The organism is Marixanthomonas ophiurae (assembly GCF_003413745.1).
Taxonomy (GTDB): Bacteria; Bacteroidota; Bacteroidia; order Flavobacteriales; family Flavobacteriaceae; genus Marixanthomonas; species Marixanthomonas ophiurae.
Genome location: NZ_QVID01000001.1, coordinates 2,139,268 through 2,153,092, shown reverse-complemented (window position 1 = coordinate 2,153,092; position 13,825 = coordinate 2,139,268). Strand labels below are relative to the sequence as shown.

Genomic DNA, 13,825 nt, shown 5'->3' with positions numbered 1-13,825 from the left:
TTATGAAATCATTAGAAAAAGCAGAAGGTTTAAAAATTCTCCTTTCGTTCACCTTAATTATACTTTTTATTTCCTGTGAGGATTATCTTGAAGTCGATTTTCCACAAGATCAATTGACCGGTAACGAAGTGTTCAACAATGAAGCTACGGCCACCGCAGTGCTTACAGATATGTATGCAAAACTAAGAGATAACACCTTGCTAACAGGTACTCAAGGGTTAAGTTACTATATGGGCCTTTACGCAGATGAACTTGATTATTACGGCTCTGTTGGAAACGATGCCTTTAATTTTTACAACCATACCATCCTTCCCACTAACAATTCGATTGGATCAATTTGGAACAGAAGTTATAATTTAATTTATAGCTCTAATTCACTAATTGAAGGGGTTTCAAATTCAACTTCCCTTACAGAGGATGAAAAACAAAATTTGCTTGGAGAGGGTTATTTCATTCGAGGCTTTGTCCATTACTATCTGCTCCAGCTTTTTGGTGATATACCCTATATAAAAACTACTGATTACGAAATCAATAATCAGGTAAAAAGGATGACCGCAGATAAGGTCTATCAAAATATTATTGAAGATTTGGTTCATGCACGTGATTTACTCTCACAAGAATATTTAACAGGTGAACGTATTAGACCTAACAAAGGGTCAGCTTCTGCTTTATTGGCACGGGTATATTTATATAATGGTCAGTACTCTAAGGCAACAATGGAAAGCTCCCTTATATTGGAAAACAATAAGTATTCTCTCGTGTCTAATCTAGACGATGTCTTTTTAAAAAATAGCGCTTCTACAATTTGGCAGTTAAAACCACAAAATGGTAGTACTACAAAAGAAGGGTTCACTTTTATAATACCAACTGCTCCTCCCGTCGATGTGGCATTGAGGCCAGCTTTTGTTGATAGTTTTGAGATAGGAGATAACAGGAGATCAAATTGGGTTGGAGAAGTCGCAGATGGAACAGGCACTTATTATTTTCCATTTAAATACAAACAACGGGATGAAACAGGAAGTAGCTTGGAATATTCAATAGTTTTCCGGTTGGCAGAACAATATTTAATAAGGGCTGAAGCCAGGGCATTTGAAAATAATCTTGTAGGTGCAAAACGAGATCTGAACATTATAAGGAACCGTGCCGGTCTTTCTGACACAGATGCATCCACAAAGACCGATATACTAAATGCAATTCAAAAGGAGAGAAAGTTTGAACTTTTCACAGAACATGGTATGCGATGGTTTGATTTAAAAAGGACAGGTACCGCAAACAATATTCTCAGCCCCATAAAACCAGGTTGGAAGGTAACGGACGTACTGTTTCCTCTCCCCGAAAATGAATTGCTGATAAATCAAAACCTCCAACCACAAAACCCAGGATATTAATGTTAGACTATAATATTTTAATCGGTACAAGAAGATTAGAAATTAGCCACTTTATAATCATTTTCTTGTTCACTGTAAATGCCTGTCCAATTTTTGGGCAGGCTTTAAGTCCAGAAAGCCCAGTAAAAATACAAGGTTACAATAGTGCTCATATTTATTGGCTAAACCTTTCAACCAATGGAAATTGGGCTACGTGGAATTTACACTACGAAAGTGATGCAGATACGCTGATGGTAAAAAACACAGAAAATGGAATTAAATATAATCTACCAAAGGGTACGAATGGTAAGTTTGCGAATAGCAATAAACTCTTCATTTATACCACTAATGATAATCAGGTGAAAATGTTGAATTTAAATAATGGACACAATGAAATAATCCCAGAAGCCTATAAATTTCAATTAAGTAAATCCGGCCGATATCTAGCCCTTAAAATAAAATCAGATAAAGGATATAGTCTATTAATTAAAGACTTAGAGCAAAATAGAAATTTGAGACTATCTGGTATAATGCAATATGCAAATGCATTCAACCCAAAAAAACCATGGTTGGTTTATACTACTGAAGTTAACAACAAAAAAAGTATAAAACTATTAGACCTTAAAAAGTTTGAATCTTTAAAATTAATAGAAAGTAAGAATTCAGATTACTTCAACCTAAGTTGGAGTGATGATGGAAAGTCTTTACTTTTTATGGAAAAGGTTAGTTATAGCCAGAAGGAGTATTATACTAATCGTCTTTATAAATTTTCAATGCACACAACTCCCAAGTTAATGTATTTGGATGCATATAAAAATTCAAGTTTCCCAGTTGGTCATACCATATCAAATAGGAAACCCTTTTTATCAGAAAATGGCAATAATGTTTTTTTTTATTTAGAAAAAATACAGAAAAAAAATAATAACTCAAACCCTAGTAAGGTTGAAATATGGAAAGGTAGTGATGCGCTCATCCCAGTTACAAAAAAACATAAAAATAGATCCAATGGCCCTTGGTTGGCCACTTGGGACCTTAAAGCGAACAGTATAACCCCCATTGGAAATCCACAGTATCCAGAGGCTGTTTTGACCGGGAACGAAGAAAATGCAGTGCTTTATAATAATTGGGAACATGAGCCACAGGAAAAAGCCGCTGCCGATATTGACCTTCAGATTTATTCCCTGAAAAAAAAGAGCGTTACCCCCCTGGTCACTAATTTTAAGAATAAAAATGGTCATTTAATTATTTCTAACAATAGCGATTTTATAGTTTATTTTAAAAATAAGGATTGGTGGGTATATAATATTGCAGAAAGTTCACACAAAAACTTGACAGCTGAACTAAACACAACTTTTATAAGAGATTCAACTTATTATAAGTCATCCCGTGTAGCCTACGGTTTCGGCGGTTGGTTGACAGAAAATAATGCTATACTACTATATGATGAGTACGATATATGGTTGATTGAATTGGATGGATCAAGAAAAGTAAAATTAACATCAGGGAATCAAAACAAAATACAGTATCGCTTAAGTAATGTAGGATTAATAAATAGAAAAAGCAATCTAATTAAATACAGTAAGCCTGAGTATAATTTAAAGAAAGGATTAATCTTGAAGGCTACTGGGACACTAGGAAGAACTGGTTACTTGAAGTGGAAAAAAAACAAACCTCTGCAAAAAATAGTGTTTGGAGCATCATATATCTCCGCGATGAAAAAATTAAATAAAACGGGGTATTTATATATTAGGGAAACACAAAACACCCCTCCGCAAATTATCTATAAAAGGAAAGGATCCGAAGAAAAAAAACTCTATCAATCTAACGAAACAGCGGCAAAGCTATTTAAAAGTAAAAGGGAAATTATAGAATATCCAGACCAAAATGGAGAACTTCTCAAAGGCATTCTAATGTACCCTGTTCATTTTGATCCATCAAAAAAATACCCGATGATTGTACAGATATATGAAAAGGTTTCAGAAACGTTTTACAAATTTAAATTGCCCGATAAGCTAAAAGATAATGGGATAAGTAAGCGAACATTTTCTCAGAACGGATACTTTATACTGCTTCCAGACATCTCTTACACAACAGGGAACCCTGGTTTTTCTGCAGTCCACTGTGTAAAATCCGCAGTAAATGAAGCACTTAAATATAACTTTATAAATAAAACCAAAATAGGATTGGCAGGTCATTCATTTGGGGGGTATGAAACTGCCTTTATCATATCACAAACTGATATGTTTGCAGCAGCTGTTGCAAGCAGTGGTATTATGGACTTAACAAGTCTTTATTTTTCAATTGATGAATACTATACTAAAAAATCGACTATGTGGCGTTTCGAAGATGATCAAATGAGATTTGAAAAGCCTTATTTTGAGATTCAAAAAAATTACTTGAATAACTCCCCTATCCAACATGCAAACAAAATCAAAACACCTTTGTTGTTGTGGGCTGGCAAAAAAGATTTATTAGTCGATTACTCACAATCTCTAGAAATGTTTCTTGCTTTGCGTAGGCTAAAAAAAGAAGTTAAAATGTTACTATATGAAGATGAAGGGCATACGTTGTTAAATTTTGAGAATCAAATTAATAATGAAGTTCAAGTTAAAAATTGGTTTGATACTTATTTAAAATAAATGGGTTATCCATAGAAATTATAGCCCTATGAATAACCCATAAATTAATTTACCTTTTATTTTTTAGGGAAATATAAGGGTAAATTACAGTCGGATGAACCTGTCATTCCAAAAACAGGTTTTCCTTGATAGGTACAGATCTCCCCAAATACTGTACTACATTCTTGGGCAGGTTGGCAAACGTTGTTTACACGAATATAACCTGGCACTAATGCTGTATCTTCCTCATGATTTTCCTGTGTTGCAAATGCAGCTGCAATTGCAAACAAAAAAGCCATTAACGGTAATACTAATTTTCTTTTTTTAGTTTTCATAATATTTAATTTTAATTAATTATGACCTACTCTTTTTTATAGGTTTTCGGTCTTACCCCTATCACTGCGCAATGCTTTAGTTTTCTTTCATTTTAAAAATGATAATTTCATCCCCCATCAATGCGTATAATTTATAATCTCTTATCATAAATTCACTCATCTTCTTACCTTCTTGATGGTATAAATAAAAACTAAATTGATAGCTTTTATCGATAAGATCGTAGACATCAATTACAGTTGCTACATCTAATAATTCTTCAGGTTCTGATTTGCCTAGACGTGGCGACGCTATGTAAAGAAAATGAGAGTCTGTAGCTGTTTTTGCATTTATTAATAATGATTGAGCCCCCAATTTTGTTTTGTTACTAGAATTTAAATTGACAATATTTAAAACAGCTCGACTTACTGTGTCAATTGTTTTGCCCCGGTAATCAATATCTAAGTCTGGATCAAACACAATAAATTCATTTCGATAATAATAAGTGAATATTAATTTTTTCAATAGTCTATTATAAATCAACTGACCGTCGGTGTCAAACACCCCATTACCTTGATCATTCAAAATGGATGAGTTGAATTTTATCCGAGGCGTATTTTCAGAAAAAACTCCTATTATATTTTTATCAACGAGCACTCGGATTATAGTTTTCGAGGAATCAATGGGAATTAATTCAGATATATAATAAGGATCTCTGAATATTGTTTTAGCATTTAAATTTGATGTATTTCCTTTTAGAATTATTGGCACTGTTCCATCATAAACCCAGATATTAGTCCCAAAAACTTTAAACCTTACTGCTCTGTAAGGCAATTCCATGTTATCCAAAGTTATCCTACGATTTTCAGCCTTTGACAAAGAGGTATCCAGAGTTACAATTTTTAAAGGTGCCGTTGAATTTCCAAGATAAATTTGGCCATTTTCTAAACCAGCCAAATAATATGAATTGAATTTTAAATCCCAAGAATGAATCTTTTCAATATAATGTGGAATGTATCTTCTAAGAAAAGCATTATTGCGTTGCATTTTCTCTTCCGATAAATTAAAAAGTAGGACTACCGCTCCCACCCCAGTGATAGCAAATACACCGATTAAAATTATTTTTTTTATACACCTTGTTTTTACACCCATTAGAATAGCAGCAATGGCAAGACATATAAAAATAATATTTAATGTAAAGTGTTGCGTCCAATTCAAATTTTCCAATACCCCTCCGCATGAACAAGGTACAAAGTCAGCATAGTTAAGAATAATATAGATATAGGTTGTAAAGAGTACCATCAGAAAGAAGGAAGCGTACAGGCCTATTTTTCTATAACGGGGCAGTATTAAAAATATAGCAATGAGTATTTCCAGTCCTGGCACCGACCAAGTAATAATACCAGCATATGCACTTAGCAGTGGTGATTGTGCCAGTTGAAGGGTAAAAGTTTTATAATCCAGAAGTTTACTAGTTGCGGCATATACGAACAATATGACAAAAAGAAAGCTGATAAGTTTTACAGCTAAATGGTATCTTACTTTAATGCGAATCATATCTTTTAATTGGATATGATAAAGTTCCACATTAAAATTTATGCATAAGGGATTTCTTTTTGTCGGTATAGGGATTTGCTCAGGGCCAAGAACAATTGACCTCTTGACATTAAATGGATTTTTTACGAAGAGCACTCGGGGTAAACCCGTATCGTTTCTTAAATGACCTTGAAAAATGTGGAACACTTTTAAACCCAATCATATGTGCAATTGTCTTTATATGCAGATCACTGTATTGTACCAACATTTTTGATTTTCTCAACCTTTCATTTTTCAAGAAACGGTACACACTTGTCCCATACAGTTCTTTAAATCCGTATTTAAGTTTGAACTCATTGGTTCCTATTTGAAGCGCAAAATCTTTTAAAGAAGGAAAGTCCTTCTCAAGGTTGTTTATGATGATATCACGCCCTTTTCTTAATTTTTTAATATCCTCAAAGCTCAAACGGATTTTTGGTTTTTTAGGAAGGGAGTTTTTGCTCCCTTTTTTCTTTTTTGATTTTGTCACACTTCGCTTTAACTCTTTTTCAAGTCTGTCCCGATCGTTAGAGTGATGGACTACTGTTATCAGTGTTTTCTTCGGTTCAGAATGTTCAACTTTGAAAGTGGTAATATAACAAACGCTTGGGACCACAAGGTTGCTTTTGGTCTTAAACGCCAGTTCCACCGAATTTTCATAGATGCCTTTTTGTTTAAGGGTTTTCCAGGTATTTTGCCATTTCACTTTGGAGCTTTCATCTAAAAAAACAGCAAATGGTTTTTCAATGATCTCTGAATACAAAGTGGATAAAATACTACAGGTTCTTTGGTTAGTGGCTTGGATATGTCCTTTATCATCAAGTATAAAACTCATCTGTACAATATGTTTGATGGTTCCGTGGGCTTGTACATATCCTTGGTGTACCATGGCTTCCTGTATCTCTTCGGCCATCATATTCAAAACGACCACCAATGCCTCTACATTGTCATTTTTGACAGACCGTTCCACCCGGTAGAAAAAATTACCGGTACTCATTTCCATCAGCATTTTTTCGATATGTTTTAACCTTTCGGGCATACTCCATCAATTAGTGGTCTTAATTATCAAATACCTAAATCCTGTTGACTAAAAGGAAGCGAACTTTTCAAAATTAAAATCAGTTACGTTAGAAAATAGCTTTAAAAGCTATTTAAAAATCTTTTAGCCTCCTCAATTGATTGAAAGGAACGGTTTGGTATAGGAGGTTTACTGGTGCGCAAGTAAAAACTGGACAAAACCTCTGAAACTGGGGATTCAACAATAAACGCCGCTGCTTTTATTAAAACAGAACCCTCCACTGCCAAATAGCCACGTGCTGATTTGTTGATTTCCTTTACCCCACGGATATCGCACAAAACCGGTAAATGTTCCCCTTGCTGTAACAAAAGTCGGTCTTTGACTATTTGTACTGCCGCATCAAAATCTATACTTACATCACTGTGATATCTTATACTTAAGATACCATCGCTTAGCTTGTAGGTAGCATAATCATTTTCAAAAAAATCCAACATGATAACTAGAAAACTGGTATTCTATATAAATTTACGAAATTATCAACTTATGATATAGAAGTTTATACACAATCCCTATCAAATATTAGGTTATGGTTATCCATAAAGGATTAAAGGTTACCTGTTAGGGATTATGTGGAAGATCGTTTTTTATATTACAACAAATGCCCCTAAATTTTATGTCATCAAAAAGAAAAGCGATGGCAAAAATCAAGCACAACAATTTTTTGGACACAGTAAATGAGGTGTTTACCGATGCCATGCAGGAAGGTGTGCTGCACCTGTATGCAGAAGGGACAGAGTTTTCAGGTAGGACCATTGAGGTTAAAAATAAAAAGTTATTTCATTTTGGGACAACGGGCTATTTAGGCCTGGAACAGGACCCCCGATTGAAAGACGCAGCAATAAGTGCAATTAAAAAATTCGGCACCCAGTTCCCGCTTTCTAAATCTTACATCTCCAATCCGCTCTACCGACAACTGGAAGAGAGGGTGACCGAAATGTACAACTGTCCGGTAATTATAACCAAAAACAGTACGTTGGGGCATTTAGGGGTCATCCCCAGTGCCGTAAAAGACCAGGATGCCATTATATTGGACCACCAAGTACACTGGAGCGTACAGAGTGCAGCCAAGGTCTTGAAAAACAGGAGTGTCCCCATCGATATGATCCGGCACAACAACATAAACATGTTGGAGGATAAGATCAAGTCACTTTCCAATACGAGAAAAAGGATTTGGTATATGGCTGATGGGATCTATTCCATGTATGGGGATTTTGCACCCATCCAAGACCTAAAGTCTTTAAGTTTAAAATACCCGCAACTACACCTATACTATGATGATGTCCACGGAATGAGCTGGGTGGGAAAAAACGGAACGGGGTACGTACTGAGTGAACTTAAAGAACTTTCGGAAAACATATTGCTTTTTGGGACACTAAGCAAAACCTTTGGAGCAAGCGGGGCGGTGTTAGTCTGTTCCAACAAAAAAATGTACAAGGAGATCAAGACCTTTGGTGGCCCTTTGACCTTCTCTGCACAATTGGAACCAGCCTCAGTTGCGGCAGCGACCGCTTCTGCAGAAATCCACCTTACCGATGAAATCTGTGAACTGCAAAAAGAGCTGAGGGAACGCATTGGATACTTTAACGACCTGTTGGAACAGACCGACCTGCCACTGGTGGATAAAAATACCTCGCCGGTATTCTATATAGGGACCGGAATGCCAAAAACAGGGTATAATTTCGTAAACCGTTTAATGAAAGAGGGTTTTTATGTGAACTTGGGGATATTTCCTGCCGTACCGGTGAAAAATACGGGCGTGAGGATAACCATCTCCCGGCACAACCAAAAAGCGGAGATCAAGGGGTTGGCGGAGGCCATGGAGTATCATTTCCCGAAAGCCTTGGAAGATACCCATACGGATACGCGCCGGGTCTACCAAGCTTTTAATTTAAAGACCAAAGCAACGGGCAAAGATAAACGGAACCCAAAACTGACCCTTCGCATGGAAGATACCATCTCAAAGGTCGATAAAGCTGTTTGGGACAAGCTTATGGGAAAAGATGGGGTCTTTGATTGGGAAGGGCTAAAATTTTTAGAGCAGACCTTTTGCCACAATAGCAAAAAAGAACATAATTGGGATTTCCGGTATATAATTATCAATGACCAAGAGCAACGACCCATTTTGGCTACGTTCTTGACCTTGGCATATTGGAAGGATGATATGCTGGCCAGCGCCGGTCTATCCAAAACAATAGAGGGTGAAAGAAAGACCGATCCATACTATTTAACATCCAAGGTACTGAGTATGGGGTCGCTTTTTACCGAAGGGGACCACCTGTTCATTGACAAAAAGCACCCCTTGAAACAGGATGCACTCAATGCACTCATACAAACTTTGGAGCAATTGGAACAACATCATAAATCCAAAATGACCGTGCTCCGGGATTTTAAAGCTGACACCTATTTTCATACTTATTTTCAAGGACAGGGGTTTGTGCGGGTCAAAATGCCAGATTCCTGTGATATCGATTTGGATGGATTTAAAGATATTGAAGGGTTTATAGCCAATCTTTCCTCTAGGAACAGGCGGCATGTACGGAGAGAAATACTGGCCATTGAACCGTTGCTGCATATTGAAACACTCAAAACCTGTAACCCAGATCAATTGGAACAGGTCCAAGAACTGTATCATAACGTCCATCAGAATAATTTGGGTCTGAACATGTTTGCTTTCCCAAAAAAACTATTTGATAATATGTCTGCACATCCAAATTGGGAGTTCATTACCGTAAGTGAAAGGGCACACCCTGAAAAAATCATAGGGGTGATGCTCTGTTACAACAATAACGACCATACGTATGTACCAGCTTTTATAGGGATGGATTATGAATATTTAGAAGAGTTTTATACCTATAGACAGCTTTTATATCAGACTATTAAAAGAGCGTTTGACCTAAATATGAAAAAGATTGCCCTGGGCATGACGGCCTCTTTCGAGAAAAGAAAATTGGGTGCCTCTGTGGAAGAAAAGTATGCGTATATACAAACTTCAGATAATTATACCCTAGAGCTTATGGGAATATTGGAAACAAGTTAAAACCAATAAATGGAGAGGCATATGTATGAAATACCAAAACCTAATATCCGAATTTGAAACCAAGTTGGAGACTTTGGAATCTCGTGCCGATGATATTTTGTACAAAGCGGAAACAGGCATCACCCATACAGAGAAGTGCATCAAGACCCTTCGAAAACAGGTTGTTCAAAAAGGCTTTCACTCAACTAAGGAAGAGATACAGTTCTTTAAGCACATCAAACCGCAAATATTGAGCAAATTGATTTATTACGCCAAGCTTTTCAACATTGAAAGCAAGCGGCCGAGGAGCAGTTCCAAATTCCAAAAAAAATACTTGAACAACCAAATAAACAAATTACAGGTGTATTTCAATGACAATCTGGAATTCTACCATTATTACCGTAGGGGTGCTTCTACCTTGGACGAACAATATTTTGTCAGGGGGAAATCCGACCTGCGCTCATCAACTGAATCTTTTCACTTTTTTATCGACGAACAATTTTCTACATGTCAGGACGGCACCGTAGCAACCATTATTGCATATGACATGCTGATCGTTTACCTGCAACAGGAAATAGAAAAGCTGGATACAAATACCCACGAACCTAAACTATATTCAATGAAAAAACCATCAAACCTTTTTTGGACAGGAAGCAAAACAGAACTGATCGAGTTGATATACGCCCTGCAGAGCAGTGGTGCAATCAATAGCGGTACCGCTGATATCAAGGAGCTGGCCTCCCTGTTCGAACAAGTTTTTAATATAGACCTTGGGAATTACTATCATACTTTTATTGAAATACGGGCCAGGAAATGCAGCAAGACAAAATTTTTGGACGCATTGATCGAGGTATTGAGAAAACGGCTTGAAGAGTCAGATGAATAATCCCAAGTTCACCCCAACTTGGGGTTTTATCTACAAAGGAATAATTCGTGAAATTTATATTCTTTTGATATCCGAAAACATTCGAGATACAATAAATTAACAACAAAATCCATCAAACTTTATTTTCAGAAAAAGCACCCCACCTCTGGGTCAACTATTGACGAAACGTCAATAATCATATCCAAATTTGTAGAACGAAAGTCAAATCAGGTCAGGGACTATCAATTAAAATCACAAACCCAGATAGTCCCTTTCCATTAAAACCGTTCTATTATGCCGACAAGTATTATTACCACAGACGACCTTCGGGAATTCAAAATGGAATTGCTCGATGACATCAAAAAATTATTGACCAGACAATCCAGCGGGAAACTCAAAAAGTACCTCAAATCTTCCGAGGTTATGGACTTGCTTCAAGTAAGTCCAGGCACCTTACAAAATCTTCGCATCAATGGCACATTACCTTATACAAAAGTGGGCGGAATCATTTATTATGATACCGCGGAAATTCAAAAAGTGATGGATGCCAACCGTGTGCACCACGGTCTAAATTCTTAAGCGATGAACTATATAAAGCTACTTAATGCGGCTTTTGAAAAGTTTTATTTTGATGACCGCCTAAACCCTACCCATATTAGTTTGTATATGGCGCTGTTCCAAGAATGGAACAGCTCTCGGTTTATGGACGAATTCTATGTGAACCGACGGGAACTGATGCGTGTTGCCAAGATTGGTTCAAAATCAACATACCATAGATGTATTGTTGATTTGGATGCTTGGCTGTATCTATCCTACTTCCCTTCCAACAATCCGTACAAAGGCAGCAAAATTAAGATGGTCATAATCGGGACAAGTGATGAACCAGTTGTGGGACAGTACAATCCCATATTAGAACAGCTTGCCGAACAGTACCATCCCAGAGGTGTACCGCTTGAGGGACACCACCATCCCAATAACGGACAAGCTGTGTACCAACACCGTCCCATAGTTGGACAAGCATTGGTATCTAATATAAACAATACCAAACAAGAAAACAATATAAAACAGCCAAAGGGCAGGCAGGCCGTTATTTTATTTTTTGAAGAAAAAGGTTTTGATGCTGAGGAAGCAAAAAAATTCTATGAGCATTATGAAGACCGAGAATGGAAAACAAGCGATGGAAAGCCAATACGGAATTGGCGCTCATTGGCCACGAATTGGATGGACAGAACCGAATTATTTGAGACAGAAAACACACCAAACAAAAAACCACCGTCCCAAATCAAGGACAACTTGCGAACCACTAAAAACAAAGACTATGGACAACCCCTCTAAAATTATCGAAGGTGGCGTGGAATATTCGCTCGGAAAATTTGATGGCAAAAGTGTACTCTATGATTTTCCAAAAATATTGATTTACTTGAATGCCAAGGGCAAACTGTTATTCGGGAAAAAATTCAGGATTTATGATGAGGATAAGGACATTCTGCTGAAGCTCTGTTCCTATTTCATCAAGGATAAAGATAACTGTGAAACCTACGGTATTGACATCGACAAAGGCATTCTACTTTCTGGACCCGTTGGATGTGGAAAAACAAGTTTAATGAAATTGCTGCGCCATTTGGTTCCGTTGCAACGTCCCTATAAAATGATTCCCTGCCGGAATGTAACCTTCAGTTTTAACCATTTAGGTTTTAAAACAGTTGAAGAATATGGCAACACTAAATTTTATTGTTTTGATGATTTGGGCGTGGAACCGTCTGGCAGATTCTACGGAAAGGATTTGAACGTAATGGGCGAAGTACTTTTATCTCGATACGAGCTGTACTTACAAACTAAACACAAAATCAAGACCCACGCCACCACTAATCTCAACGCTGAAGAATTGGAAGAACATTACGGTAACCGTGTGCGTAGTCGAATGCGAGAACTATTTAATTTGATTGCTTTTGATAAAGGGGCTGGGGATAAGAGGAAATGAATGTAAACTCAGTGGTCGAAGGCTGAAATCAACTCTTAATTATTTTTTTAACTCTACACTTTCTGCAATAACAAATACCGCAGATGAATTTGCCGTATGAGTTATTGAAATGTGCCAATTTGTAATCCTCTTTGAATTTGATATCTTTTTAACCTTTCCAGATAATGATACCCGTGGTAAATCTATTTGACTTTTACTAATTTCAATATTTTTTAGTGATATTCCGTCTTCCATACCAGTTCCTAGACATTTTAAGACAGCCTCTTTTACAGCGAATCGACTAGAATAATACTTTTCAATATCTACTTTCGGTGATATAGCAATTTCATTTTTTGAGAAGATTCTTCTCAAAGTATTTTCGTCATTAGCCCATCCTAATTTTTCAAAATTTGAATGTTCTACTATATCACAGCCAATACTAATAATCATTTTATTCTCTTTTAATTGGGACGAAAAGTTCCAGTTTTGTTTAGCATATCAAAATGAACACTACCGCCATTATATTTTACAAGATTTCTAAATAATGAATATCCTAACAATATAGCTTCTTCCCAATTTTCTTTTGTGCGTTTGCACACTTCAAAAGGTGAAGTAAAATCTTTTATAAATCCTAACAATTCAGAATCAACACTATTGTCTTTAGTCAGTAGATTTCTCTTTTTAGCATAGTTAAATACCATCAATGAAATTGCCTCTTCTGTAATTGCTGCACGTGCACCATCCTCAAACTGGTCAATATCAGATTTACTTTTTCTCTTCCGCTTCATCATAGACCTAGAACACGGTGACCAACCTAAGACCGTTGCGAAAGTGTAATGAAACACATCGTGGAAACGATAATTATCATTCTCTCTTGAATTATTATCGATAAAGTCTCCTACTTGTTGGTTCTCATATGTGATTTTGGTCAAAGTATTATCGTTATTCTCAATTGTTTCAAAATCAATTGTAAAACTTCGTGGCAACTGCTCATATTCAGGAAAATCTGAATCGAAAAATAATTCTTCTTTCAT

13 protein-coding genes are annotated in these 13,825 nt (G+C 36.4%); 7 read left to right on the top strand and 6 right to left on the bottom strand.

Annotated elements, in window-relative coordinates; all coding sequences use genetic code 11:
- Positions 1–2: 2 nt before the first annotated feature.
- Positions 3–1,388: a RagB/SusD family nutrient uptake outer membrane protein gene (locus DZ858_RS09935; RefSeq protein ID WP_117159395.1), complete on the top strand. Its 1,386-nt coding sequence runs from the start codon at positions 3–5 to the stop codon at positions 1,386–1,388.
- Complete coding sequence (locus DZ858_RS09930; RefSeq protein WP_117159394.1) at positions 1,388–4,006, top strand: S9 family peptidase; 2,619 nt, start codon at positions 1,388–1,390, stop codon at positions 4,004–4,006. The genes DZ858_RS09935 and DZ858_RS09930 overlap by 1 nt, the downstream gene beginning before the upstream one ends.
- A 56-nt stretch (positions 4,007–4,062) precedes the next feature.
- On the opposite strand, the gene DZ858_RS09925 is transcribed toward DZ858_RS09930, so the two are convergent.
- The 4 genes from DZ858_RS09925 to DZ858_RS09910 all read right to left on the bottom strand — a co-directional run bounded on the left by DZ858_RS09925 (position 4,063) and on the right by DZ858_RS09910 (position 7,384).
- The gene (locus DZ858_RS09925; protein ID WP_117159393.1) at positions 4,063–4,320 is read right to left on the bottom strand and encodes a DUF6520 family protein; all 258 of its coding nucleotides are present in this window, start codon (positions 4,318–4,320) and stop codon (positions 4,063–4,065) included.
- A gap of 76 nt (positions 4,321–4,396) precedes the next feature.
- Entirely contained in the window at positions 4,397–5,854 is a 1,458-nt protein-coding gene (locus DZ858_RS09920; protein ID WP_147309586.1) for a MauE/DoxX family redox-associated membrane protein, read from the bottom strand.
- Between the two features lie 109 nt (positions 5,855–5,963).
- Positions 5,964–6,911 carry a helix-turn-helix domain-containing protein gene (locus DZ858_RS09915; RefSeq protein ID WP_117159391.1) on the bottom strand — a complete coding sequence of 316 codons (948 nt, stop codon included), beginning with the start codon at positions 6,909–6,911 and terminating at the stop codon, positions 5,964–5,966.
- Between the two features lie 101 nt (positions 6,912–7,012).
- Positions 7,013–7,384, bottom strand: coding sequence for a DUF7793 family protein (locus tag DZ858_RS09910; protein ID WP_117159390.1), 372 nt, complete (start codon positions 7,382–7,384; stop codon positions 7,013–7,015).
- A 200-nt stretch (positions 7,385–7,584) separates the two neighbouring features.
- Here DZ858_RS09910 and DZ858_RS09905 point away from each other — a divergent pair, with 200 nt between their 5' ends.
- The 5 genes from DZ858_RS09905 to DZ858_RS09885 all read left to right on the top strand — a co-directional run bounded on the left by DZ858_RS09905 (position 7,585) and on the right by DZ858_RS09885 (position 12,812).
- The gene (locus DZ858_RS09905; protein WP_117159581.1) at positions 7,585–9,987 is read left to right on the top strand and encodes an aminotransferase class I/II-fold pyridoxal phosphate-dependent enzyme; all 2,403 of its coding nucleotides are present in this window, start codon (positions 7,585–7,587) and stop codon (positions 9,985–9,987) included.
- Between the two features lie 25 nt (positions 9,988–10,012).
- Positions 10,013–10,852: an RteC domain-containing protein gene (locus DZ858_RS09900; protein ID WP_117159389.1), complete on the top strand. Its 840-nt coding sequence runs from the start codon at positions 10,013–10,015 to the stop codon at positions 10,850–10,852.
- A 273-nt stretch (positions 10,853–11,125) separates the two neighbouring features.
- Positions 11,126–11,410: a helix-turn-helix domain-containing protein gene (locus DZ858_RS09895; protein ID WP_117159388.1), complete on the top strand. Its 285-nt coding sequence runs from the start codon at positions 11,126–11,128 to the stop codon at positions 11,408–11,410.
- A 3-nt stretch (positions 11,411–11,413) separates the two neighbouring features.
- On the top strand, positions 11,414–12,166 hold the full coding sequence (locus DZ858_RS09890; RefSeq protein WP_117159387.1) for a hypothetical protein: 753 nt from the start codon (positions 11,414–11,416) through the stop codon (positions 12,164–12,166).
- Positions 12,150–12,812: an ATPase gene (locus DZ858_RS09885; protein WP_117159386.1), complete on the top strand. Its 663-nt coding sequence runs from the start codon at positions 12,150–12,152 to the stop codon at positions 12,810–12,812. The genes DZ858_RS09890 and DZ858_RS09885 overlap by 17 nt, the downstream gene beginning before the upstream one ends.
- Positions 12,813–12,851: 39 nt before the next feature.
- Here DZ858_RS09885 and acpS read toward each other — a convergent pair whose 3' ends face one another.
- Both acpS and DZ858_RS09875 read right to left on the bottom strand, forming a co-directional pair.
- Positions 12,852–13,241, bottom strand: a complete 390-nt coding sequence (acpS, locus tag DZ858_RS09880) for a holo-ACP synthase (protein ID WP_117159385.1) — start codon at positions 13,239–13,241, stop codon at positions 12,852–12,854.
- 11 nt (positions 13,242–13,252) lie between these two features.
- Entirely contained in the window at positions 13,253–13,825 is a 573-nt protein-coding gene (locus DZ858_RS09875) for a nucleotide pyrophosphohydrolase (RefSeq protein WP_117159384.1), read from the bottom strand.